The 23,530-nt window shown below is 69.6% G+C and carries 18 protein-coding genes and 1 pseudogene; 7 read left to right on the top strand and 12 right to left on the bottom strand.

What is annotated here, in order from left to right:
• Window positions 1-122 precede the first annotated feature (122 nt).
• A complete protein-coding gene (gene dnaJ, locus ACFWVE_RS30860) occupies window positions 123-1,259 on the bottom strand; it encodes a molecular chaperone DnaJ (protein ID WP_384021120.1) in 1,137 nt (378 codons plus the stop codon).
• On the bottom strand, window positions 1,260-2,276 hold the full coding sequence (gene hrcA, locus ACFWVE_RS30855) for a heat-inducible transcriptional repressor HrcA (RefSeq protein WP_042172081.1): 1,017 nt from the start codon (window positions 2,274-2,276) through the stop codon (window positions 1,260-1,262).
• Window positions 2,277-2,445: 169 nt separating this feature from the next.
• On the opposite strand from hrcA, the gene ACFWVE_RS30850 reads away from it, so the two are divergent.
• Both ACFWVE_RS30850 and ACFWVE_RS30845 read left to right on the top strand, forming a co-directional pair.
• A complete protein-coding gene (locus ACFWVE_RS30850) occupies window positions 2,446-3,174 on the top strand; it encodes an MBL fold metallo-hydrolase (protein ID WP_384021115.1) in 729 nt (242 codons plus the stop codon).
• A 43-nt stretch (window positions 3,175-3,217) separates the two neighbouring features.
• Window positions 3,218-4,072, top strand: coding sequence for a DUF3097 domain-containing protein (locus ACFWVE_RS30845; protein WP_384021113.1), 855 nt, complete (start codon window positions 3,218-3,220; stop codon window positions 4,070-4,072).
• Here the strand turns inward: ACFWVE_RS30845 and hemW are convergent, their stop codons facing one another.
• The 4 genes from hemW to ACFWVE_RS30825 form a co-directional block, all read right to left on the bottom strand.
• Window positions 4,073-5,305, bottom strand: a complete 1,233-nt coding sequence (hemW, locus tag ACFWVE_RS30840; RefSeq protein ID WP_384021110.1) for a radical SAM family heme chaperone HemW — start codon at window positions 5,303-5,305, stop codon at window positions 4,073-4,075.
• A 48-nt stretch (window positions 5,306-5,353) separates the two neighbouring features.
• Window positions 5,354-7,525, bottom strand: a complete 2,172-nt coding sequence (locus tag ACFWVE_RS30835; RefSeq protein WP_384021126.1) for a SpoIIE family protein phosphatase — start codon at window positions 7,523-7,525, stop codon at window positions 5,354-5,356.
• Window positions 7,526-7,833: 308 nt separating this feature from the next.
• Window positions 7,834-8,310: a nucleotide disphospho-sugar-binding domain-containing protein gene (locus ACFWVE_RS30830; protein WP_384021107.1), complete on the bottom strand. Its 477-nt coding sequence runs from the start codon at window positions 8,308-8,310 to the stop codon at window positions 7,834-7,836.
• A gap of 68 nt (window positions 8,311-8,378) precedes the next feature.
• Window positions 8,379-8,831 carry an SRPBCC domain-containing protein gene (locus ACFWVE_RS30825; protein WP_384021104.1) on the bottom strand — a complete coding sequence of 151 codons (453 nt, stop codon included), beginning with the start codon at window positions 8,829-8,831 and terminating at the stop codon, window positions 8,379-8,381.
• Window positions 8,832-9,380: 549 nt separating this feature from the next.
• Between ACFWVE_RS30825 and ACFWVE_RS30820 the strand changes: the two genes are divergently transcribed.
• Entirely contained in the window at window positions 9,381-10,121 is a 741-nt protein-coding gene (locus ACFWVE_RS30820; RefSeq protein WP_384021101.1) for an NUDIX hydrolase, read from the top strand.
• A gap of 2 nt (window positions 10,122-10,123) precedes the next feature.
• Here the strand turns inward: ACFWVE_RS30820 and ACFWVE_RS30815 are convergent, their stop codons facing one another.
• A complete protein-coding gene (locus tag ACFWVE_RS30815; protein WP_384021098.1) occupies window positions 10,124-10,465 on the bottom strand; it encodes a hypothetical protein in 342 nt (113 codons plus the stop codon).
• 475 nt (window positions 10,466-10,940) lie between these two features.
• Here ACFWVE_RS30815 and ACFWVE_RS30810 point away from each other — a divergent pair, with 475 nt between their 5' ends.
• On the top strand, window positions 10,941-13,112 hold the full coding sequence (locus ACFWVE_RS30810) for an AIPR family protein (RefSeq protein ID WP_384021096.1): 2,172 nt from the start codon (window positions 10,941-10,943) through the stop codon (window positions 13,110-13,112).
• 43 nt (window positions 13,113-13,155) lie between these two features.
• On the opposite strand, the gene ACFWVE_RS30805 is transcribed toward ACFWVE_RS30810, so the two are convergent.
• Window positions 13,156-13,629 carry an ATP-binding protein gene (locus ACFWVE_RS30805; protein ID WP_384021093.1) on the bottom strand — a complete coding sequence of 158 codons (474 nt, stop codon included), beginning with the start codon at window positions 13,627-13,629 and terminating at the stop codon, window positions 13,156-13,158.
• Window positions 13,630-13,767: 138 nt separating this feature from the next.
• Between ACFWVE_RS30805 and ACFWVE_RS30800 the strand changes: the two genes are divergently transcribed.
• Both ACFWVE_RS30800 and ACFWVE_RS30795 read left to right on the top strand, forming a co-directional pair.
• A complete protein-coding gene (locus tag ACFWVE_RS30800; RefSeq protein WP_384021090.1) occupies window positions 13,768-14,652 on the top strand; it encodes a Scr1 family TA system antitoxin-like transcriptional regulator in 885 nt (294 codons plus the stop codon).
• Window positions 14,642-14,836, top strand: coding sequence for a DUF397 domain-containing protein (locus ACFWVE_RS30795; RefSeq protein WP_042172068.1), 195 nt, complete (start codon window positions 14,642-14,644; stop codon window positions 14,834-14,836). Before ACFWVE_RS30800 ends, ACFWVE_RS30795 begins: the two co-directional genes overlap by 11 nt.
• 44 nt (window positions 14,837-14,880) lie before the next feature.
• On the opposite strand, the gene ACFWVE_RS30790 is transcribed toward ACFWVE_RS30795, so the two are convergent.
• Together ACFWVE_RS30790 and ACFWVE_RS30785 are read right to left on the bottom strand one after the other, a co-directional pair.
• On the bottom strand, window positions 14,881-16,329 hold the full coding sequence (locus tag ACFWVE_RS30790; protein WP_384021086.1) for a class I SAM-dependent DNA methyltransferase: 1,449 nt from the start codon (window positions 16,327-16,329) through the stop codon (window positions 14,881-14,883).
• A gap of 191 nt (window positions 16,330-16,520) precedes the next feature.
• Window positions 16,521-18,137, bottom strand: coding sequence for an N-6 DNA methylase (locus tag ACFWVE_RS30785; protein ID WP_384021083.1), 1,617 nt, complete (start codon window positions 18,135-18,137; stop codon window positions 16,521-16,523).
• Window positions 18,138-18,151: 14 nt separating this feature from the next.
• Between ACFWVE_RS30785 and ACFWVE_RS30780 the strand changes: the two genes are divergently transcribed.
• Window positions 18,152-18,244 carry an LEPR-XLL domain-containing protein gene (locus ACFWVE_RS30780; protein ID WP_384021123.1) on the top strand — a complete coding sequence of 31 codons (93 nt, stop codon included), beginning with the start codon at window positions 18,152-18,154 and terminating at the stop codon, window positions 18,242-18,244.
• 768 nt (window positions 18,245-19,012) lie between these two features.
• Here the strand turns inward: ACFWVE_RS30780 and ACFWVE_RS30775 are convergent.
• Window positions 19,013-19,546 (bottom strand): annotated as a pseudogene (locus tag ACFWVE_RS30775) (restriction endonuclease subunit S); the annotation flags it as partial.
• On the bottom strand, window positions 19,543-23,226 hold the full coding sequence (locus ACFWVE_RS30770; protein WP_384021080.1) for a DEAD/DEAH box helicase family protein: 3,684 nt from the start codon (window positions 23,224-23,226) through the stop codon (window positions 19,543-19,545). The gene ACFWVE_RS30770 and the pseudogene ACFWVE_RS30775, both read right to left, overlap by 4 nt.
• Between the last annotated feature and the right edge of the window lie 304 nt (window positions 23,227-23,530).

Raw genomic sequence — 23,530 nt, 5'->3', positions numbered from 1 at the left:
GGGGGGCCCCGATCCGCCCCGATCCGGTTCCGAAGTTGACCGTGCCCCGGGCGCGGCCCGCTTCCGGGGGCACCGCGGGGACCTCGTCCGGCCCCCGCGGGAAAGCACCCGCCGGTTACCCGTCAGCGCCCGTTGAACGCGTCCTTCAGCCGGGAGAACAGGCCCTGCTGGCCCGGCTGGAACTGGCCCAGCGGGCGCTCCTCGCCGCGGAGCTTGGCGAATTCGCGCAGCAGGCGCTCCTGTTCGGGGTCGAGCTTGCCCGGGGTCTGCACCTCGACGTGCACGATGAGGTCGCCCCGGCCGCCGCCGCGCAGATGTGTGACGCCCCGGCCGTGCAGCGGGATCGACTGGCCGGACTGCGTGCCGGGCCTGATGTCGACCTCCTCCATGCCGTCCAGCGTCTCCAGCGGCACCTTGGTGCCGAGGGCGGCCGCCGTCATCGGGAGGGTGACCGTGCAGTGCAGGTCGTCGCCGCGCCGCTGGAACATGTTGTGCGGCAGCTCGTGGATCTCGACGTACAGGTCGCCGGCGGGGCCGCCGCCGGGGCCGACCTCGCCCTCGCCCGCCAGCTGGATCCGGGTGCCGTTGTCCACACCGGCCGGGATCTTCACCGTCAGGGTGCGGCGGGAGCGGATCCGTCCGTCGCCCGCGCACTCGGGGCACGGGTTCGGGACGACGGTGCCGAAGCCCTGGCACTGCGGGCAGGGGCGCGAGGTCATGACCTGGCCCAGGAAGGACCGCGTGACCTGCGAGACCTCGCCGCGGCCGCGGCACATGTCACAGGTCTGCGCCGTGGTGCCCGGCGCCGCGCCCTCACCGCTGCACGTGGTGCAGACGACCGCCGTGTCGACCTGGATGTCCTTGGTCGTGCCGAACGCGGCCTCGTCCAGCTCGACCTCGAGGCGGATCATCGCGTCCTGGCCGCGGCGGGTGCGCGAGCGCGGACCGCGCTGCGACGCCGTGCCGAAGAACGCGTCCATGATGTCGGAGAAGTTCCCGAAGCCGCCCGCACCGAAGCCGCCCGCGCCGCCGGCGCCGGCCTGCTGGAGCGGGTCGCCGCCGAGGTCGTAGACCTGCTTCTTCTGCGGATCCGACAGCACCTCGTAGGCGGCGTTGATCTCCTTGAACCGCTCCTGGGTCTTCGGATCCGGGTTGACGTCCGGATGCAGCTCGCGGGCGAGTCGCCGGAAGGCCTTCTTGATCTCTTCCTGCGACGCGTCCCGGCGCACGCCGAGTACGGCGTAATAGTCGGTGGCCACTTACGACTCCGCCAGGATCTGTCCGACGTACCGTGCCACTGCGCGTACCGCTCCCATCGTTCCCGGGTAATCCATGCGGGTCGGTCCGACCACGCCGAGCTTGGCAACCGCCTCGCCGCCCGAACCGTAGCCCACCGACACGACGGACGTGGAGTTGAGTCCCTCATGGGCGTTCTCATGACCGATACGGACGGTCACGCCCGGATCCTTCGCCTCGCCGAGCAGCTTGAGGAGCACGACCTGCTCCTCGAGCGCCTCCAGGACAGGCCGGATCACCAAGGGAAAATCATGTCCGAAGCGCGTCAGATTGGCGGTGCCGCCGATCATCAGCCGCTCCTCGTTCTCCTCGACCAGCGTCTCCAGGAGGGTGGAGAGCACGGTCGAGACCGTACCGCGTTCCTCGGGGTCGAAGGCCTCGGGGAGGTCCTCGACGAGGGACGGTACATCGGTGAAACGGCGGCCCGCGACACGGCTGTTGAGCCGCGCGCGCAGATCCGCCAGGGACGCCTCGCCGACCGGCGCCGGGCAGTCGACCATGCGCTGCTCGACCCGTCCGGTGTCCGTGATCAGCACCAGCATGGCGCGCGCGGGCGCCAGCGGGAGCAGTTCCACGTGCCGCACGGTCGAGCGGGTCAGCGACGGGTACTGCACGACGGCGACCTGCCGGGTGAGCTGCGCGAGCAGCCGCACCGTGCGGGCCACGACGTCGTCCAGGTCGACGGCGCCCTCGAGGAAGTTCTGGATGGCGCGCCGCTCGGGCGCGGTCATCGGTTTGACGCCGGCGAGCTTGTCCACGAAGAGCCGGTAGCCCTTGTCGGTGGGGATGCGCCCGGCGCTGGTGTGCGGCTGGGCGATGAAGCCCTCGTCCTCCAGGGCCGCCATGTCGTTGCGCACGGTGGCCGGGGAGACGCCCAGGTTGTGCCGCTCGGTGAGGGCCTTGGAGCCCACGGGCTCCTCGGTGCCGACGTAGTCCTGGACGATGGCGCGCAGCACCTGGAGCCTGCGTTCACTGAGCATCACGCACACCTCCAAAAGCCGTCCGCCCGGTCCGTTTTCCGGATGCCCTGGCACTCTTCGCACGCGAGTGCCAGACTCCCCGCCCAGTGTACGGCCGGGGGGTACTCCCCGGGCAAGGCCGGTCCCGCGCGGACGCGCCGCGAAAGCCGTGGGCCGTTAGCGTCGCGGTATGACGGTGGCTTGGGAAGAGTCGGGATGGGAAAGGCTGGCGCCGGGGGTGGGGCGGTGCCGGCTTCCGGTGTGGGACTGCACGGTGGGGCTCGTCGTCGGGGCGGACGCGGTGCTGCTCGTGGACGCCGGTTCGTCCCTGGGCGAGGGTGCGCGGCTGCGGACCGGGGCGCAGGCGCTCGCCGGGGGGCGTGTGACGCATCTCGCGCTCACCCACCCCCACTTCGACCATGTGCTGGGGGCGGCGGTGTTCGCGGGCGCGGAGGTGTTCGGCGCGGCGGGCATGGACACGGCACTCGCGCGGGACGGCCGCGAGGAGCTGCGCGCGGACGCGGTGCGCCACGGTCTGGACGCGCGGGCCGCGGAGGAGGCCGTGGACGCGCTGGTCCGTCCCCGGCACACGGTGTCCGGCGAGTGGACGCTCGGCCTGGGCGGCGGACGGCAGGCGCTGCTCGCGAACGTGGGCCCGGGGCACACGGCGCACGATCTCGCGGTGCTGGTGCCCGGCGACCCGGGGGTGGTGTTCTGCGGCGACCTGGTGGAGGAGTCCGGCGAACCGCAGGCGGGCCCCGACGCCGTCCCGTCGCACTGGCCGTCCGCCCTGGACCGGCTGCTGGCCCTGGGCGGCGAGGACGCGGTGTACGTCCCCGGCCACGGCGCGGCGGTGGACGCGGCGTTCGTACGGGCCCAGCGCGACGCCCTCGCGGTCCGCTTCGGCGTGTCGTGCTGAATCCTCGGCCGAACGGGGGCCGGCTTCTCCTATCGTCATCAGAATGCGCCAGTACTCTCCTGACCTGACCCCTGGGTGGAAGAAGTCCCGGCCCGTCCCCGAGGTGCCGGCCGAGCCCGGTCTGGTGGTGGAGGAGCCCGGCAGCGGATTCTGCGGCGCGGTGATCCGCTGCGAGGCGGGCACGGTGACCCTGGAGGACCGCTTCGGCAAGCACCGGGTGTTCCCGATGGAGCCGCGCGGGTTCCTGCTGGAGGGGCGCGTGGTGACGCTGGTCCGGCCGGCCGCCGGTCCGTCGCGGCCGGCCCGTACGGCGTCCGGTTCGGTGGCCGTCCCGGGCGCACGCGCACGGGTGGCACGCGCCGGGCGCATCTACGTCGAGGGGCGCCACGACGCCGAACTGGTGGAGCGGGTGTGGGGCGACGACCTGCGCATCGAGGGCGTCGTCGTGGAGTACCTGGAGGGCGTCGACGACCTCCCGGCGATCGTCGAGGAGTTCGGTCCGGGCCCGGACGCGCGGCTGGGGGTCCTGGTGGACCACCTGGTGCCGGGCTCGAAGGAGTCGCGCATCGCCGAGGCGGTCACCAGTGAGCACGCCCTGGTGGTGGGCCACCCCTACATCGACATCTGGGAGGCGGTGAAACCGTCGTCCCTGGGCATCGAGTCCTGGCCCCGCGTCCCGCGCGGCCAGGACTGGAAGACGGGGGTGTGCCGGGCACTGGGCTGGCCGGAGAACACGGGGGCGGCCTGGCAGCACATTCTGGGACGCGTGCGGTCCTACAGGGATCTGGAGCCGGAGCTCCTGGGCAGGGTCGAGGAGCTGATCGACTTCGTCACGGCAGCCTACGAACCAGGTCAGGGACCGAACCCGCGTTCCGCGGTGATCCACTCCGCCGAGTGATCAGTCCACCAGATCCCTGACCACGGCATCCGCCAGCAGCCGCCCTCGGAGCCTCAGCACCGCACGCCCCTCCTCGTACGGCCTCCGCTCCAGCAGCCCGTCCGCCAGCGCCCGCCGCGACGCCGCCAGTCCCTCCTCCTTCAGCAGTGACAGCGGCACGCCCTCCCGCAGCCTCAGCTCCAGCAGGATCCGCTCCACCCGCCGGTCCTCGTCCGACAGCAGCTCCCGGCCCGCGCCCGGCGACCGGCCCGACGCCAGCGCCGCCGCGTACGCGCCCGGGTGCTTGACGTTCCACCAGCGCACCCCGCCCACGTGCGAGTGCGCCCCCGGGCCGGCGCCCCACCAGTCGGCGCCCCGCCAGTACAGCTCGTTGTGCAGGCAGCGGCCGGCGTCGGAGGTGGCCCAGTTGGACACCTCGTACCAGTCGAAGCCGGCTGCCGACAGGGTCTCCTCGGCGATCAGATACCGGTCGGCGTGCACGTCGTCGTCCGTCATCGGGACCTCGCCGCGGCGGACGCGGCGGGCCAGCTGGGTGCCCTCCTCGACGATCAGCGCGTACGCCGAGACGTGGTCCGGCCCGGCACCGGTCGCCGCGTCCAGCGAGGCCCGCCAGTCGTCGTCGGACTCGCCGGGGGTGCCGTAGATCAGGTCGAGGTTGACGTGGTCGAAGCCCGCCGCGCGGGCTTCGGCGACGCAGGCCTCCGGGCGGCCGGGGGTGTGCGTGCGGTCGAGGACCTTCAGCACGTGCTGCCGGGCGCTCTGCATGCCGAAGGAGATCCGGTTGAAGCCGCCCTCGCGGAGAGTCTCCAGGTAGGCCGGGTCGACCGACTCCGGGTTCGCCTCCGTCGTCACCTCGGCGTCCGCCGCGAGCCCGAACTCGTCGCGGATCGCGGCCAGCATCCGTACGAGGTCGTCGGCGGCCAGCAGGGTGGGCGTGCCGCCGCCGACGAACACGGTGCGCACCTCGCGCGGGTCGTCGCCGAGCACCTTGCGGGCCAGGCGGACCTCGTCGGTCAGGGTGTCGGCGTAGTTGTCACGGGAGGCGAGCACTCCCCCGCTGCCGCGCAGCTCGGTGGCGGTGTAGGTGTTGAAGTCGCAGTAGCCGCAGCGGGTCGCGCAGTACGGCACGTGCAGATAGAACCCGAGGGGGCGGCCTGCGGCCCCGGCGAGCGCGGACGCGGGCAGCGCGCCGTCGGCGGGGACGGGCTCGCCGTCGGGGAGTGCGGAAGGCATGTGCTCCATTGTCCCGCACTCGTCCCGGTCCTCTCCCGCGTCGCGGGATCAGTCCGCCTGGAGCACGAGCAGCGCGAGGTCGTCGGCCGGCGGCCGTGCCCCGAACTCGTGGACGAGCCGGTTGATCCTTTCCGCCGTCAGCCCGGCGTCCAGCCCCGCGCAGCCGGCCAGCGCCGTGGCGAGCCCGTCGCCGTCGTCGAACTGGCGGGAGCCGGAACGCCGCTCGGTGACGCCGTCGGTGACGCAGAGCAGGGTGTCGCCGGAGCGCAGCTCGAAGGTCTCGCTGGTGTAGGTGGCGTCCTCGACGACCCCGAGCAGGGTCTGCGGCCGGGCGACGGTACGGACCGTCCCGTCGGGCGCGAGCAGCAGCGGCAGGGGGTGTCCGGCGGAGCCGAGGGTGACGCGGGCGCCGCCGTCGCCTTCGGCGCGGAGGGTGAGCTCGCCGTAGAGCAGGGACAGGAAACGGGTCTGGGGGCCGTCGCCCGGGGCGGAGGGGCGGGCACCGGCGGCGACGAGGGCGCGGGCGGCGGCGTCGGCGGCTTCGGTGGCGTCGTCGAGGAGCAGCTGGTTGAGGCGGTCGAGGACGTCGGCGACGCGGTAGCCCTCGCGGGCGAGCAGCCGCAGCCAGGGCCGGGCAAGACCGATGACGACGGCCGCCTCGGGCCCTTTGCCCTGGACGTCGCCGATGGCGAAGCACCAGCGGCCCTCGCCCGCCTGGAACAGGTCGTAGAAGTCGCCGCTCGGTCCGCCCTTGTCGAGGGGCTCGTGGACGAACGCGGAGCGCACACCGGGGATCTCGGCGACGGCGCCGGGCAGCAGTCCGCGCTGGAGCACGGCGGAGATGGTGGCCTGGCGGGCGTACTGCCGGGCGGCGCCGATGGCGAGCGCCACGCGCCGCCCGAGATCCTCCACCAGCCCGGTGATCTCGTCCGGGAACCGCCCGATCCCGGCCCGTCCGATCACCAGCGTCCCGAGCGGCCGCCCGCCGGCGACGAGCCGGTAGGCGAGGGCCGCGCCGGGCGCGGGGACGGAGACCGGGGGCGGGAGAGGCACGGGGAGGGAGACGGAGACGACGCAGTCGTACGCCGGTCCGCCGTCCGCGACCCCGGGCATGCCGAGGCTCCCCGGCATGCGGAAGCCCTCCGCCCCGCCGAGGCTCTCCGACAGACCGAGAGCGGCCTCCGGCAGGCCGAGGCCGGCTTCCGGCATCCGGAACGCCTTCTCGGGCCAGGGGTAGTCGAGCGGGCCGGGGGACAACGGGTCGGAGGACGGCGGCGGATTCTGCTCGAGCACCCGGCTCAGTTCCCCGACGCGGCTCTCGTCGGCGTGCCAGACCCGGGCGAGACGGGACCCGTCGGCCGACGTGCTTCCGCCCCAGCCGCCGTGACCGCTGCTCCCGTCCTCCAGCCACACGGCACACCAGTCCGCGAGCCGCGGAACGATCAGCTGCCCGGTGAGCGCGGCGACGAGATCCTCGTCGAGCTGCCCGGCGAGCAGATCGGACGCCTCGGCCAGGAACGACAGCGCTCCGCGCCCCAGCCAGGCCCCGTCCCGTCGGTACGGCCGCGAGGCACGCCACACCTCCCGGCCCCCGCCGGACCCCGGGACCTCATGCACCCCGTCCGGCTCCGCCTCCTCCACGTACGCGCACACGTCGTCGCCCCAGTCGCCCCCGCCGACCGAGTCACCCACGCCGTCCGTCACGCCGTCCGGGCCGTCCGCCGCGAGGCCTCCGGCGGGGATGCGGGCCCAGACCGTCTTCGTGTGGGCGCCGGGCCGGTACGTGATCCCCCAGGCCTCGGAGAGAGCGGCGACGAGCCGCAGCCCCCGCCCGTACTCGGGGCTCTCGGAGGGCGCCGCGTCCGGCCCGCTGTCGCGCGGGGCGCGGGAGGGGTGCCGGTCGGCGACCTCGATGACGAGCGCGCCGGTGTCCTCCTCCAGCGTGCAGGTGAGCCGTACCTCGGTCCCGGCGTGCACGACGGCGTTGGTGACCAGCTCGCTGGCGATCAGCGTGGCGTCGTCACCGGCGCGGGGGGTGAGGTGCTCGACGCCGGGCAGGGCGTGTTCCGTCCACTCGGCGAGCGCCGCCCGCACCAGGGCGCGCGCGGACCCCGGGGCGAGGGAACCGCCGGGCAGGGTCGCGTCCGCCCGCGCACATGCCCGCGCGAACGCCTCGGACGCGGCAGGCGAGGTCTCCCGTTGCGTCGGAATGACCCCCATGGGCAGCTCCCCGGGCAGTTCGTACGAATACACCTCGATCAATGCCGACAGGGTGACAGACCGACCCCACCCATAAGCAACCAGTTACCTAAGTGGACCATCGAAAGCAGGAACAACACCCCACACCCGGTCGGGAACCACCGAAAACCGGCCAGTTTCGCGCAACACCGGAAAGCGAGAAGCCCTGGCCCTCAGCGGGCGACAGCAGCACGGGGCCCCGGGCCGTCGAACCGGGACCCCACCCTCCGCTCGGACCCGACCGGACGAATCAAGGCGGTGCGCGCCACATCGCCGCAGTGGACGGTGCGTCAGGAGCGGGGCGGGCACGCACGCTCCAGCGCCACCTCGAAGCCTTCCCGGGTGACCACGGCGACGGAGCGTCCCTCGGGTTCACCCCGTGCGTCTTGAGCTGATGTGGGCGAGCACCGCAGCGGCGCCGTCCTCTGCGGCGGTGCCGTGGGCGGGTTCGGCCGCGCGGCGGTGGGCCGGATCGGACAGGCAGGCCGCGATTCCGGCGCCGAGGGCTTCGGCGGTGAGGTCCTGGAACGGCGGAGGCCGGGGAGCGACTCCCAGCTGGACGGCCGAGACGCCCAGAACGGCTGGTCGGCCGTGACGGGGACCGGCAGGGCGGGTACTCCGGCCCGCAGTCCGGCTGCGGTGGTACCCGCCCCGGCGTGGTGGACGACGGCGGCGGTGCGAGGGAACAGCCAGTCGTGCGGGAGGTCGCCGACGGCCAGGACGTCGGCGCCGCAGCCGCCCAGTTCGGCCCACCCCGCCTGCACCACCGCGCGTACGCCCGCGCGGTTCCGGCCTGCCGAATGATCCGGGGCCGGTGGTGCGTTGTGAGCGGGGTTCAGTCCCTCGCCCCATCGGCCAGGAAGACGTTCAGACTGTCGAGGAGCATGGTGCTGCCCTGCTCGGCCGCGTCGCGATCCTCTGCGGTGTCGCAGGTCTGCCGGAGCACGATCTGCGTGCGGTGGTCGTCCTGCTCGTCGAGTTCCACGGTCATGACCGCGGGCTCGGGCTTGCCGGGTACGTCCATGCCGATCACCAGGAGGCGGTTCTCGACGACCTCGAGATAGGAGCCGGTCAGCGGGAACCGTCCGCCGTCGGGCGTGACCGTCATGGCCTTCCACGCTCCGCCCTGCCGTACGTCCATCTCGACGGAGCCGGGAGCGGCGTAGGCCCACTGGGCATACTGCTCGGGGGTGGTCCACGCCCGCCACGCCTTGACCGCGGGGGCGTCCAGCGTTCGGGTCAGCTCGTAGGAGAAGCCGCCGGCCGGGGTGGTCTGCTCGGTGCTCATCTTTTCGCCTCCTGGTCTCATACCGCTCGGGACTGTTGCACCTGTAGACGCCCGCGGGCGCGGAGATTCATCGGCCTGCCGGAACTTTCCCGCGCGGCCGTACCGGTGCGGCACGGACTCGGCGAAGGAGCGGGGAGGCGCAAGCCCGGTCTCCGCACCGACAGCTCTCCACCACCCACGGGACCGTCCGAGGACCTCAGGCTTGATCCACGTCATCCGATCTCGCTGCCAGGACGCCGGGAGGCGGCCCTCGCGGACTGCGGGCAGGCCGAACCAATCTCTCCGAAACAAGAGCCCTGGACTCTGTGGAACCCGGGGTGCCGGTAAGAACTCCGTCACCAGCCACAAGCGACGATTCACCGGCCGCGCTCTCACCTGTTCGAGCGAACGAAAAGCGTGCCGCTGCGGCGGTTGAAGCCGGGTCGGGACGATCGGCGATCGCGGTACGGGCGTCGATGGATGTGACGACCTGGTTGAGCACCGAACGCTGCTGAGGGACGAGCAGGCACTCGTGGCGGGCAGGAGTGGGGCGGGTTCTACGATGGGCCGGTGACCGAGAGACTGCCCCCTGCGGGCGTTGACCTCTTCGACGTTGAGCGGCTCCTGTTGACCGAAGCTGCGGAACCGCCGCTGCCGCCCCAGGACGCCGAGGCCCGGGACCGGGTGTGGGACATGGCGGTCCGGGCCAACCCCGCCCTCTTCGACGGGCCTGTGGTGGCGTGTGGGGGACTGGAACGGACTGGCCCGCGCACCCTGCGCCTTTCCTGGGTGCGTGTGACCTACCGGCACTACGCCTTGCGTCGCGTTCCTGGCGCCACCGCACTGCCCTCGTTGTTCGTGAACGTCGTCCAGCCGGCAGACGACGGCCGTGTGCTGGCAGCGAGGATGTCGCCCGCTACGGCCGCCCCGGGCCGTTGGCAGCTGCCAGGGGGGTCTGTGGAGCCTCCCCGGAACGGGGCGGCTCTGGACGAGCCGGCACTGGCCGGCCAGGCCGCGCGAGAGCTCGCCGAGGAGTTGGGGATCGGCGCGGCAGCCGAGGACCTGAAGCTGTGGGTCGTCACCCGTGGCGAGAACGACAGCATCGGCCTGACCTACCTCGCCCCGCCCCTTCCCGAGGCGACGCTGCGCGCGGACTTCACCGCTGCTGCGGCAGCCGAGCGCAGCCAGAGCCGCGAACCCGAACTCGACGACATCGCCCTGGTCCGCTCACCGGGCGAACTGGCCGGTCTGCCCGGTCCGCACGCGGACTACCTGGAGCCGATCATCCGCCGCTTCTCCGGGGACCGCTGAGGTCAGGCGCCGACGAGGAAGTCGCGTCCCCGTTCGTCGAGCTCGGCCACGCACTGCAGGCCACGGGACCGAAAGCGTGCGAGGTCGCTGCGCATGCGGTGGACCGCCTTTTCCGTGCGGACGGAGCGGACACCGCCCATGTGGTCGATGGTCCGGTGCCAGGTGGCGCACGCCTGCTCGATGCTGGCGCACTTGAGGTGCATCTCCGCGCCCGCGACCAGGTCCAGGGCGACGATGCGCGCATAGGTGTCCGCCGGGCGGGCCGTGGCGGCCAGCGCGTACTGCTCGGCGGCGGTCCGGTGGTCTCCCAAAGTTTCGTGGACCTTGGCAGTGCGGGAGTACACCGACGCGGCCGGTGGACCCCAGGCCGACGCCCAGAACGGCACCTCGTCGCCGGGGGCACCGGTCAGCAGGGTGCGGGCGTGTTCGGCCTGGGCAAGGGCAGCGCACAGATGGTGTCCCTCCGGATGGTGCAGCCGATCAAAGCACCGGAATCCGCGGGCCGGGGAGAGTGGTTCCGCCGAACCGGAGGTCCGACCCGCCTCAGCAGGGCGCCTCGTGGAGAGCGGCGTCCGCCGAGATCGTCAGCGGGCTCGCACCAGAACGCGTAACCCATGATCCGCTACACCACAACACGGGCACATGGCCGCGTGCAACCGATGTCCGCGCGATGCCTAACAGGGCGACCGGTTTCTTTTCAGCCCACAGGATACCCTCGTCAACCTCAAATCCCTTACAGAGCAGGCCATTTGGCCAGATAGCAATCATTTGATGTGGTTACACTGACCGGTTGGTCGAGACCTCGGTGTTGGGGGATGCATGACGCAGGGCGGGCAGAACATGCCGCTGGAGGTTCAGCACATCAGGAAGGCGCTGCTGAAGGAGTTCGGGCAGCGGATCTCCATGGACGACTTCGTGAAGAAGGACCCCAAGGAGCGCGAGACGGCACTGTTGTCGCGGGCCGTCTCCGCGAAGGCGGCCCGCATCCTCACGGACTGCACGTCGGACGAGGCCGCGGCCGGGGTCATTGACGGCCGTGACGACTTCGGTATCGACAGCGTGGCGTTCTCCGCGTCGGGTTCCGAGATCTACCTGATCCAAGCCAAGTGGAAGGACAAGGGGACGGCCGGCTTCGACACGGAGGCAGCACTCAAGCTGGTGCACGGGCTGAAGAAGCTCGACAACCGTGACCTCGACCATTTCAACGAGCGGCTGCAGCTCCTCTCGGACCGCGTCCACGGTGTCCTCCAGCTTCCCACCTGCAAGGTGAACCTGGTCATCGCGCTCATGGGAGACGGCCGCCTCTCCCAGGAAACCCGCGACATCCTGGACGAGGCAGCCCGTGAGTTCGGCGGGCTCGGACGGACCGTCGCGTATCGGGTGGTGAACCAGGCCGACTTCCACCGGGCCGTCCGGGAGGACTTGGAGCCGCAGCCGATCACCCTCAAGGCGACCATGAACCGGGAGTGGTACACCCGCGAGACCCCGTTCAAGGCGGTCATCGGCGAGGTCAGTGCCGATCAGCTGGCCCGCTGGTACGGCGGCAAGGACGAGCATGAAGGGCACGGCGAGCGCCTCTACGACCGCAACGTCCGCCGCTCGCTGGGGCTGACCGGCGTCAACCAGACCATGGTCGACTCGTTGCTGGAGGACCCCGAGGGCTTCCTCTACCGCCACAACGGCATCACCGTGCAGTGCGACAGGATCACGCAGGAATACCCCTTCAAGCGGGCGGTGGGGCAGCCGACCGTTCTCACCCTGACCAACGCCAGCGTGGTCAACGGCGCACAGACGGTGACCTCCGCGTTCCGGGCCTACGAGAAGGACTCGGACGCCGTTGTGGAAGCCTCCGTGATGGTGCGTGTCATCTCCCTGGAAGGAACACCGGAGGGCTTCGGCCGCTCCATCACCAAGGCGACCAACACCCAGAACCACATGGAGCGCCGGGACTTCATAGCCATCGACCCCGTCCAGGGCGAGATCCAGAAGGACTTCCGCATCTCCCTCGACAAGGAGTATGTCTTTCGGCGGGGCGAGCTGGACCCCGCGCCCGATTCGGGCTGTTCGGTCACGGAGGCGGCCACCGCCCTGGCCTGCATGCACCGGGACTCCTCACTCGCCGTACGGGTCAAGGGATCGACCAACGCTCTGTGGAGCGAAGGGCCCAACGGCGCCTATACCCGCCTCTTCGGGCAGCAGCCGAGTGCTCTGCAGATCTGGCGTGCGGTGCAGGTATTGCGCCTGGTACGGGACGAGCTGACGAAGACCCGGGCGAAGCTCACCGGCCGGCCGGCCGCCATCGCGGACAGTGGCGCTCTCCTCGCCGCCCACCTGGTCTTCCAGCGCATTGGGCGGGACCGGTTCGAAGAGTCCGATGGCGACTGGGAGGGCGTACTTACTGAGACTCCAGGCCAGGTAAGCCAGGTGTTGGCGGGACTCATCAGCCTGGTCGACGCCCTCTTCACCCCCAAGAGCTTCGTCACCAGTACGTTCGCGAACGAGGAACGCTGCGCGCGCCTGGTCTCGGCAGTGCTCGGCACGCTCGAACGCGGTGCCGGACCGAACTCTCCCATGAACCTGGCAGCGCTTTTGAAGACCGTTGGACGAACGCGGCAGCGCAGGCCTCAGACCGTGCGCCTGCTGGTCGACCACGATGCGATCGAGGAGGGGACACGCCTGGAGTACGCCCCCAGCGCCGTCGAGGAACTCGCCATCGGCGCCTGGCTCAACGCCGACCCTCGGCGCCGCCGCGCGAGTTGGGTGAACGACCGCAAGACGCCGCTCCTCTGGGAGGCCAACGGCAAGCGCTACTCGCCGACGGGGCTGGTCTCCCAGATGTGGAACGAGGCCGACTGGAAGGAGCAGTGGAGCGCGGTCCAAGGGCCCAAGCAGTGGCGGGTGCCGGGCGAGGGAACGCTGGTCGAGATCGCGGAGCGGCTATGGCAGCGGATCGCCGCAGCGGAGACAGCCGAGAACGATCACCTGTCGTAGCCGCCGGGTAGGGGGAGGCGGGCGGTTGAGATCACGTGCCGCCTCATCCTGGCGGACTCTGCAGCTCGGCCCATACGGTCTTTCCCGAGGGTGACCGGGGTACGACGCCCCACCGGGCCGCGAGCGCGCTCACGAGGACCAGTCCATGGCCGCGCTCTCCGTCCGGACAGGGCTTCGGCATCGAGGAGGGCAACCGCTCCCCCCTGCTGTCCGCCACCTCGATCCGGAGGGTGCCGGAGCCGTCCTCCGGTGGCCTGACCAGCGTCATCGTGAGCAGGAAGTCCCTCCCGGGCACGCGGCCGTGGGTGACCGCGTTCGCGGCGAGTTCACCCACCACCAGTTCGGCGGCCTCCAGGCACTCACCGCCCCTGGCCCACCCCCAGTCCGCCAACTGCTGAGCCGCGAGGAGACGGGCAAGTCGTGCGCCGCGTCCGGTCGAGCTGAACTGCTGACGGAAGGGGGCAGGCATGGGGGCACGGCGGGGCAGACAGGAATGGTCACGGATTTCGTACTTCATGTGACAAAGCGTGTCCGACTGGTCGTACGCTGACCAGAAGAACCATCGGTACGGCACACGCCTGTACCGCCGCTGACGGTTGCGTGTCCGTTCTGACGGGAGTAACCGGGCGGGGGCAGGTGAGTTGGGGGAAGCGTGATGACATCGGGACCCCGTCAGAACGACACCGAAGGCCGCCCCGAGCCCTCGGAGGACGCGGACGGCCTCATCGACCTGAACCGGGCTGTCGGCAGACAGGTCAAACTCCTGCGGGAGCGCGCCGGCCTGACCCAGAAGGAGTTGGGCGACCGGCTGGGGTATGGCGAGGACCAGGTCTCGTCCCTGGAACGGGGCCGCAGAACGCCTCAACCCGATTTCCTCGACGCGGCGGACGACCTGCTCGACGCGGGCGGGCTACTGAAGGCGACGAAGGAGGACGTGGCGCGGGCCAAGGCCCGTGCGCGGGTCCGGCACCCGGCTTGGTTCCGGGACTATGCGCGGTTGGAGGGGGAGGCGGTTGAGATCAACTTCTACAACAACCATGACGTCCCGGGACTGTTCCAGACCGAGCGGCGAACGCGCGCACTGTACGAGATGCGGAAGCCTCTACTGACGGAGGAGACCATCGAACAGCGGGTGACCTCAAGGATGGACCGCCAACACATCCTGGCCCAATGGCCCCCGCCCATAGTGACTGCCGTGATCGAAGAGGTGGTGCTTCGTCGACCGATCGGCGGCCCCGAGGTCCACAAGGAGCAGTTGACCCGGCTGCTCGAACTCGGGCGGCTCCGCACAGTCGAGTTGCAGGTAATGCCCACGGACCGGTCCGAGCACGCTTGCATGGGCGGTTCGTTCACCTTGCTGACGCCAAAGAACAAGTCTCAGGTGGGGTACACGGAAGTACAGGCCGTCGCACGTCTGGCCACGGACATGGACGAGGTCCGTATTCTGGCCGCACGCTACGGCAGCATCAGGGCACAGGCACTCACTCCGCGAGAGTCTCTGGCCCTGATCGAGAGGATGCAGACCGAAGATGAGTGCTGAGAGCTTCCGACAGCTCGTCTGGCGCAAGAGCAGCTACAGCGGTAACGAGGGAGGCGAGTGCGTGGAGGTCGCGGTCGACACCGTCGTAATCCATGTCCGTGACTCCAAGGACGTGCACCGGCCACACCTCTCCGTGCGGGCAGACGGTTGGGCCACGTTCGTGGCCTTCGCCGCGGCGGGCTGAGTGAACGTGGGGGGGCTGCTGAGCGCAGTAGCCCCCACCCCTATCTACGGCAAAGCCTCCGCAACCTCACGGAAGTGCGTTGCGGCGGTGTCGAGCAGATCGGCGATCTCGGTGGCGATCTCCTTCGGGGAGCCGAAGTCGTCCGCCTCCGGCGCGAGGTTGGCCTTCAGATCGAAGGTCACGGCCGGGTGGTCCAGCAGCTCGTTCACCGGGTAGCGACGGAAGCGTTCTGACTCGGTGCGGTCGGTGATGTCCCCACCAGGCATACACGCGGCGACGAAGTCGTCGAAGTCGGCCTCCGTGACCGGGTTCCCGGTGTCCGTGCGGTGGTTGCCCGTGCGGGCGTCGTAGACCCACAGGTTCCGTGTGACGGGCTGGCCGTTCGGCATGGGGGTGGACTTCGTGAAGAAGAGGATGTTCGACTTCACGCCCTTGCGGTGGAACATACCGGTGGGCAGCCGCAGGAGCGTGTGCGCGTCGCAGTTCTTCAGCAGCGCGCGCCTTACGGTGGCTGCCGCGCCTCCGCCGAACAGTACGCCGTCGGGTACGAACACCGCAGCCCGTGCCCCTGACCTCAGAGTGACCATGAGGTGCTGGAGGAAGTTGGTGGGGAAGTCGCCGTAGGCGAGGAAGTCGTCCCGCATGGTGGCGTTCGGGACCACACCGTCGCTCCTGAAGGGCGGGTTGCAGATGGCCACGGTCGGAAGGGTGCTGTCCGCCCGTACCACGGGGGCCTTGTGCGTGAGGGTGTCCGCGAGCTTCACCGGCGCGGGGTCGGAGAAGGGGCGGCCTGTGTTGAACAGGATGTTCAGGGTGGCGAGTCGGCACATCTGGGCGTCCAGGTCCGCTCCGGCAATGGCGGCCGGGTCGGTGGACTGCATCTCCTGGTAGGCCGCGATGAGCGTGGAGCCGGTGCCGCAGGCTGGGTCGATGACGATGTCGTCGGGGCCCACGTCGAGGACCTTGACGACAGCGTTCAGGACGGGAAACGGTGTCAGCGTCTGGCCGGTGTCGATCTTTCGGTCGATGTCTTCCCGGCAGGCGCGCAGCATGATGGTGAAGGCTCGCCCCAGTTCGGTCTGGGGTATGAGCCGCCACTGATAGGGATCTATCTGCTCCGTGATCAGCTTGGCGAGTTCGGCCATGCGGCCGAGGTCCCAGGGCTGGGCATCACGGAAGACCATGCCGGCGATCCGCCGGTCGGAGCGGTTGGGTGCCTGGTTGTCGAGCTCACGCATGAGATCGGTGAATCCGCTGTACAGGGCGTCTCCGCCAAGGTCCGTGAGCTTCGGCCAGGCTCCTTCGGGGGCAACGGACTTGCGGGCGAACCGTCCCGGCCGCTGTGAGCGCTCATGGTCCAACTTCAGGAAGAGCAGGTAGCCGACGTGCTCCACGAACTGGAGGCGCGTGATGGCGCGGGTGCTGGTCTTCTCGTCGTAAAACCTCAGGAGCCGTGCGGCAATGCCCTCTCCGGTCCAGAGTCTCTCCGCCACACCCCCTGCGGCCGTTCCTGTCACGCCGTTACCGAGCCCGTTGACCATGTTTCACCCAGTCCCTGTGTCTGTCCCGGAACGGTGTGTGGGCCCATACGCGTGTACGGACCCACACACCGTTCCGTCCCGTTTGACGGAGTGGCCGCCGACGGGACCTCTGGGCCGGGTGGCCAAAGGGGCCGAGAGCCGGACTACCGCTCCTGGTCTGTCTCTTCGGTGGTGCCAGTAGTGGTGCTGTTCGTGGGGTCACCCTCGGCCTGGTCCGTTTCGGGACCGGCGGCCGTGCCCACGGCCTTCTTCAGGGCCTGGGCGACGGCAGTGAACTCGGCCAGAGCGCTTTCCAGTTCATCCACGATCTCCTGAGCGATCACGTCCGGAGGCGCGAGCGGGGCGGAGGAAGCGGAGGCGGACTGAAGCACCGTCAAGTCGAGGTTGACCTTGTCGCGTGCGATCAACTCATCGTACTCATAAGGCTGGAAGCACTCACTGGGCTTTCGGGCCGAGTAGTCCTTGCCTCCGGAGTGGAAGGCAGTGACGAAGTCGTCGAGGTGCTCGCGGCGCAGGGCGCGCTGCTTGAGGGTGAAGCTCTGGTCGGTGCGGAAGTCGTAGACCCAGAGCTGCTTGGTGGCGGGCTTGCCGCCGGGGCGGGGCGGGACCTTGTCGAAGAACAGGACGTTCGCCTTGACGCCGTTGGCGTAGAAGATGCCGGTGGGCAGCCGCAGCAGCGTGTGAACGTTGGTGAGCTCCAGCAGGCGGCGGCGGATCTCCGCACCGGCGCCGCCCTCGAACAGGACGTTGTCCGGCAGGACGAGCGCGGCCCGGCCGTTCGTCTTCAGCAGGGTGTAGATGTGCTGGACGAAGTTGAGCTGCTTGTTGGTGGTCTGCGTCCAGAAGTCCTTGCGGGCGGTATAGGCCTCGCCGGTCACCGAGCCCACGCCGAAGGGCGGGTTGGCGAGCACGATGTCGTAGAACTTGTGCGGCGACTTCGCAAGGGAGTCCTGGACCGTGATGAGAGGGCGGCCATCGGAGGTGCCGATGCCGTGCAGGAGCATGTTCATGAGCGCCAGCCGGGCGGTCTCCCGGACCAGTTCGTACCCGGTGATGGCGCCCGTCTGGAGCTTGCGGGCCTGGTCGCCGTAGAGCTCGTCCTCATAGCGCTCGGCGATGTGGGCGTGCGCGGCGATGAGGAAGCCGCCGGTGCCGCATGCGGGGTCGGTGATCGACTCACCGGGCTTGGGCTGCACGCAGTCGACCATGGCGTCGATGAGCGGGCGGGGGGTGAAGTACTGGCCGGCTCCGGTCTTGCGGTCCTCGGCACCGCGCTGGAGGAGGCCTTCGTAGGCGTCGCCCTTGAGGTCCTGGTTCTCGCGGGTCCAGGTGTGGGGGTCGATCAGGTCCTTGACGAGCCGGTCCAGAACGGCCGGTTCGTGGATCTTGTTCTGCGCCTTGGTGAAGACTTCGCCGAGCATGGTGCCGCCCTTGCGGCCGAGCTCCCGCAAAATGTGCTCGTAGTGCTCCAAGAGGTCCTCGGCCGACCGACTGGTGAGGCTGGGCCAGTCCAGGCCCTCGGGGACGAGCGCCTCCTCGGGCTCATTCCTACGAAACCTCGCCGGGCGCTTGGCACGCTCGTCGGCCATCTTCAGGAAGAGGAGGTAGGTCAGCTGCTCGACGTAGTCGAGGGTGGAGACGCCGGAGTGCCGGAGCAGCTCGCAGTACGACCAGAGCCGGTTGACGAGTGTCGAGGTCGTCTCTCCGGCGGACCGGCGGGGAGACGTGGCGCTGTTCACTGGAGCGGGGGTGGTGCTCATGAGGGCAGTTCTTCCTGACCGGGCGGGGTGGAACGGGGATTGCGCGCGGCGCGCTTACGGGGAGGCCTCGCCTTCTGCTCAGCGCGGATCCGGTCGAGCAGTACTGATGCCGGTTCGTTAGCAGGGTCCTGAGGGACAAGGGCGCCGGTGAAGGCTGCGCGGAGGAGGGAGGCGCGGAGATTGGTACTTCTGTTCCGGGCATCGTTGATCGAGGACAGGATGGGTTCCAGGGACGCTTCCTGCCGGGCCACCCAATCTATGGCTTCCTTCTGGCGCGGCAAGGAAGGCAACGGAAACTCCACGTTCTCGATCGTCGTCTGATCAATCTTCGGCATCGACCCTGACAGCCCACGGGCATTCTGGCGCAAATAGAAAAGGACCCGACTCGTACGCAAGACCAAAGCTACATAATCAGGCAAAGACTGGTCACGCTGCACCCGCACGCGGATGAGGAGGTCGGGATAGATCGCCCAATTTTCAGCCCCCCGGTAGATAGCTGACGTCCCGACCAGCTCGGCTGAGTTCGACCGCTGGATGAAAATATCCTGGTCCTCCAGCCAGAGGTTCTTCGCCTTCTTTGGATCTGCGCCGGTAATCTTGGTGAACTGGTCGCTGAAGTTGTCTCGGGTGACTGCGGTCAGGGTGAGGGTGCGAATTCCAGCCCCACTGTTGGTCGCCTTCGCCGAGACACCGTTGCGCAGCGGTTCGCGCAACACTGACTCCAGCTTCACCATTGGGGCGTCGGAAAGCTGCTCAATTGCACCGTCCGCGATACTTGCGTGGAGGTCGACCGCACGCTCGACCGCGAGGGAGACAGCCCGCTCGCCAGCCTCTATGTGGGCCACCTGGCGTCCGACCTCGGTAACGATCCGCAATTGTTCCTCAAGAGGCGGCACAGGGATCTCGAGTGATTCAAGGTAGGGACGAGGCACACGCCGTTGCCCCACAGCGCCAGACATATGCCGTTCAGCGACGATTCGCACTGAACGCTGCATAAGATAGTGCATCAAGTATTCAGGAAGGACAGCCCCCCGACTGCGAAGAACGTGAAATTCGGTGCTACCGAGAGCTCGACCGCCGGCCAGCGCCTGCGCCTTCGCGATCTTCCCGTTCTCCATGCACGGCGTAATTTTCGCGAAGAGAACATCGTTCTCCTGGAACCGGGTCAGGGATTTCTTCTTGAAGTCTCCGTACCGCACCTGCGTCGAAGCGTCCAGGCGCCCCGTCCCGGCCTCGACCATTGCCATGGGAACCTGAGAGACCAGGTCATCATCTTCGGGCTCCTCATCGAAGCCGCGAGGATTGACGTCACACAGCTCGGCGACCGTGGCCCAGGCCCACCCCGCCGGAAGCCCCCCCGAAGCCCCCTCGGCCCCGTCCCCCTCAGCCGCACTCAGCCCCAGCGTCACGCGCCCAGCTCCCTGTCCAGTTCGTCGAGGATTTCTTCCGCCCTCGTCTCGCCGAACTCCGCGAGGAAGCCGTCCGTGCCATTCCGCTTGATGAACGGGGCGTAGTCGAGGTCGGCGGTGTCGAAGCGTACATGCTTGACCGTGGCGGTGGCGATGTGGTCGAGCCACCAGCGCTCGTTGTCGGTGAAGGTCACACCGGCCTGCTCCTGCCTCGCCAGCCACCCCGCGTACCGCTCCCGTACCGCCTCACCATGCGGGCGCGGCCGGTCCGCACCGTTCTCCGCGCCACCGTCGAGTTCGTACCGAAGCAGGGCGAGCAGGTCGACCGCGGTCCGGGCGACGGATCGGTCGACCGTCCCGGCCTCGCCCACCTTCTCGTAGCAACGCCACAGCCGGTCCGCCGTCCAGGCACGCGGCGGGCGGGCCACGGACCGCGCCAGGTCCTTGAGGCGCCGCAGGGCCTCGCGCGGCGGGACTTGCGAACCGGCGGCGAAGGCGAGGGAAAGCGCCGCGATCTCGTCCCGGTGCTCGTCGACGTACGCCTTCCAGTCACGGACGGTGTTGCGGGCCGTGGACTCGTCCTCCGCGACCGCGCCGGCGGAGACGAGGGCGTCGCGGCTGGTCTCGTCGTACAGGATGTCCTTCGCACGGCGCATCTCCAGCAGCCGCTTACGTAGCGGCGGATTGGAACCCAGCGGCTGCAAAGCACGGTCCACCGCAGCCCTGACCGCCTTGTCCGGGTCGAGGCCCAGCCGTTCCGCGGCATCCCGGGTCTTTGCCTGCTCGTCGACGGCGACGGCCTCGACCATGTTGTGCACGAGGGTCTTCAGCGGGACGCCGTCGCTGAGGGTCTCGATCTCGGCCCGTTCCTCGTCCGTCAACTGGAGGTCGAGCTTGGCCAGGCGCGAGGCCAGAGTGGAGACGTGTTCGTCCTCCGCGAGACCCCGCGCGGTGAGCCGGAGGAGTTTCTCGAGGTTGAGGTCCTTCTCCGTGTGCCGCTCCAGCGGTCCCGCGTCCACCTTCTCCTTGCGGGTCACCCCCACCGCGTCGACGATCACGAAGTGCGTCTTGGGGCCGACGCCCGGAGTGACCCGCTCGAACTCGGTCAGCGACAGGGTGCGGGCGCCCCGGCCCTTCATCTGCTCGAAGTAGGCCCAGCTGTTGACGTCCCGCAGGAACAGCAGGCACTCCAGCGGCTTGACGTCCGTCCCCGTCGCGATCATGTCGACGGTGACCGCGATGCGCAGTTGGGGCAGGTTACGGAAGGCGGAGAGACGTTCGGCGGGTTTCCTCGCCGCGTGGGTGATCTTCGCGCAGAAGTCGTCGCCCTTGCCGAAGACGTCCCGGACGACCTCGACGATCTCCTCGGCATGGTTGTCGTTCTTGGCGAAGATGAGCGTCTTGGGGACGTACATCTCCTCCCACAGCAGTTCGCCGGTCTGCCGGTCGCGTTTGGCACGCTCGGGGAAGATCTCGGTGAACAGGCGCTCACGGAAGGTACGGATCACCGTGCGCAGCTGGTCCTTGCTGATCACGCCGACGCCGACTTCCTTGGCGCCGTAGGTGACGTCCTCGTCGAAGTCCTCGTAGCGCTGCCGCCGGGTGCGCCGGTCGCGGACGGGGATGATGCCGCGGGCGATGGCGCCGCCCTCCCCCGTTATCCGGGTGAGGATCTCGTACACCTGGAAGTCGACGTTGACGCCGTCGGCGACCGCCTCCTGGTAGGTGTACTCGCTGACCAGGTTGCCGTTGAAGTAGCCGAAGGTCTGGGCGACGGGTGTCGCGGTCAGGCCGACGATCGGCGCGTCGAAGTACTCCAGGACGGAACGCCACTTGCCGTAGATGGAGCGGTGGCACTCGTCGACGACGATCAGGTCGAAGGACTCCGGCGGGATGTTCGCGTTGTAGCCGACGGAGATGTCCGCGGCCACGTCGTAGGAGTGGTCCTCCTCGCCCTCCGCCGAGTCCGGTCGCGCGGGCACGCTCGCGCCGGTGAGCTCCATGTAGAGGCGCTGCACGGTGGAGACGACGACCTTCGCGGACGGGTTCATGCCCTCGGCGCCGAGACGCTGCACGTTGTACAGGTCGGCGAAGGTGCGGTTGGTGTCGGGCGTGACGAAGTTCTCGAACTCGGTCTGCGCCTGGGCACCCAGGTTGTTGCGGTCCACCAGGAACAGCACACGCTCCGCCTGGGCGTGCTTGAGCATCCGGTACGCGAACGTGACGGCCGTGTACGTCTTACCGGCGCCGGTCGCCATCTGCACCAGGGAGCGGGACTGGCCGGTGCCCTGCTGGCCCTTGCCCAGCGCGACGGACTTCTCGACCTCGCGCACCGCCTTGATCTGCGCGGGACGCAGCGGGCGTTCGTCGAGCTCGGGCATACGAAGGCGCAGGCGGGCGCGGTAGGAGGGAGCCTGCGGATCCTGCTCCGCCTGACGGATCCACCGGGCGAGGGTGCGGGGCTGGTGGAAGGAGAAAATGCGCCGGGTACGCGAGTCCGGGTCGAGGGTGTTACGGAACCGGGTCTCGCCGCCGTCCGAGACGTAGCGAAACGGCAGCGGTGTACGCCAGGCGATCAGGCGCTGCTGCGCGTCGGTGGGATGGTCCGCGTACCGGTCGGCCTGCTCCTGGGCGGCGGTCAGGTCGGCACCCTCCCGCTTGGCCTCGATCACGCCTACCAGCTTGCGCTCCACATACAGCGCGTAGTCGGCGCGGCCCTTCGCGGTGGTCACCTCGCGGACGGCGACGCCACTGCCGCGCCGGTCGCCCTGCACATAGAGGTTGAGGTCGGCGCCCGCGTCCTGGACGCTCCAGCCCGCCTCGGTGAGCATCTCGTCCAGGCGTACCCGCACCTGGGCTTCGGTGAGCGGCTCGCGGGCGGCCTGCTCGGCGTTGTCCAGCAGCCGGGCGCGTTCGGCCACGGCCTCGGAGGCGGCTGCCGGACTGGTGGCCCGTGCGTACAGCAGGCGGTTGTCGTCGGCGGACTGCGCCTGCTGGAGCGCCGCGAGCCGGTCGCGCATGGCCTCGACCTGGCGGGCCAGCTCCTCACGCTCGGCGGTGGCAGCGGCCAGCTCCTGCTCGGCAGCGGTGCGTGCGGTTTGCTCGGCCTGCGCCTGGCTCGCCTGGCCCTCGTAGCTGAGGCGTGCCTCCTGAAGGGCACGACGCGACTCGGCCACCTGCGAGCGCAGCGCACGGTTCTCGGCGGCCGGAGTGCGGTCCGGGTCCGGCGGGACGAAGGTCCGCTGGTCCCGGGAGGCGGTGAGCAGACGGTAGTACCAGACGCCCAAGCGGTGGCAGGTCCGCAGCGCCCTGAACGCGTCGTCGGGGTCGTTGTAGCCGTCGTGACTGGCCCTGTTGCCCAGTACTCGGACCTCGTGGAAGGCGTCCTTCACGTTGCCGTGCAGGTAGCCCTCTCGGTCCAGAGCTGCCAACCGCTCGATCTGCTTACTGCCCGCGTACTGGACCCGGCCCCGGAGGACGAGGTCGGCAGCGAGGGCCTCGCCGAACTGGCGGGACTTGATGAGCGAGGTGTTCGGGTCGGTGAAGACGTAGGCCTCGGCGGCGGTGCCGTAGGCGACGAGCAGCGCCAGATGGTCGTACAGAAATCCGAAGTTGCGGGAATTCCGGGCGAGTTCGGCAAGCTCGGGATCCGGCGTCTGTGCCGCGCCACCTGCACTCATCGGATGAGTACGCTCTCTCTGATAGCCGTCTGCCCCGAGTCCGTGTCCGGTTCGTCGAGGGCTCCTGGGGATCTTTGAGCCTAGCGGCCGTCGGCCCGTCAGACCACGCCTTTACGCACGGACTTCCTCTGTCACTGCCTTCGCCAGCAGTCCGTATAAACCCCCGCACTCTCCGGAATCCCGTGCCTGCGGCCCGTCCTGGCGTGTGCCTGGCCGCAGTGAGCGGGGAGGCGCGGACAGGGGACAACGGCGGGAGACCGGGAGACGGGGGCGGAGTCCCGGACCTGGCCGACCGGCCAGGCTG

The organism is Streptomyces sp. NPDC058632, from assembly GCF_042717095.1.
Lineage (GTDB): Bacteria > Actinomycetota > Actinomycetes > Streptomycetales > Streptomycetaceae > Streptomyces.
This window is presented reverse-complemented; position numbering and strand designations above follow the sequence as displayed.

Excerpts from the sequence above, each read along its gene's own strand:
- hrcA (WP_042172081.1), bottom strand. The coding sequence starts at position 2,276 with ATGCTCAGTGAACGCAGGCTCCAGGTGCTGCGCGCCATCGTCCAGGAC.
- ACFWVE_RS30850 (WP_384021115.1), top strand. The coding sequence starts at position 2,446 with ATGACGGTGGCTTGGGAAGAGTCGGGATGGGAAAGGCTGGCGCCGGGG.
- ACFWVE_RS30845 (WP_384021113.1), top strand. The coding sequence starts at position 3,218 with ATGCGCCAGTACTCTCCTGACCTGACCCCTGGGTGGAAGAAGTCCCGG.
- hemW (WP_384021110.1), bottom strand. The coding sequence starts at position 5,305 with ATGCCTTCCGCACTCCCCGACGGCGAGCCCGTCCCCGCCGACGGCGCG.
- ACFWVE_RS30835 (WP_384021126.1), bottom strand. The coding sequence starts at position 7,525 with ATGGGGGTCATTCCGACGCAACGGGAGACCTCGCCTGCCGCGTCCGAG.
- ACFWVE_RS30825 (WP_384021104.1), bottom strand. The coding sequence starts at position 8,831 with ATGAGCACCGAGCAGACCACCCCGGCCGGCGGCTTCTCCTACGAGCTG.
- ACFWVE_RS30810 (WP_384021096.1), top strand. The coding sequence starts at position 10,941 with ATGACGCAGGGCGGGCAGAACATGCCGCTGGAGGTTCAGCACATCAGG.
- ACFWVE_RS30805 (WP_384021093.1), bottom strand. The coding sequence starts at position 13,629 with ATGAAGTACGAAATCCGTGACCATTCCTGTCTGCCCCGCCGTGCCCCC.
- ACFWVE_RS30800 (WP_384021090.1), top strand. The coding sequence starts at position 13,768 with ATGACATCGGGACCCCGTCAGAACGACACCGAAGGCCGCCCCGAGCCC.
- ACFWVE_RS30795 (WP_042172068.1), top strand. The coding sequence starts at position 14,642 with ATGAGTGCTGAGAGCTTCCGACAGCTCGTCTGGCGCAAGAGCAGCTAC.
- ACFWVE_RS30785 (WP_384021083.1), bottom strand. The coding sequence starts at position 18,137 with ATGAGCACCACCCCCGCTCCAGTGAACAGCGCCACGTCTCCCCGCCGG.
- ACFWVE_RS30770 (WP_384021080.1), bottom strand. The coding sequence starts at position 23,226 with ATGAGTGCAGGTGGCGCGGCACAGACGCCGGATCCCGAGCTTGCCGAA.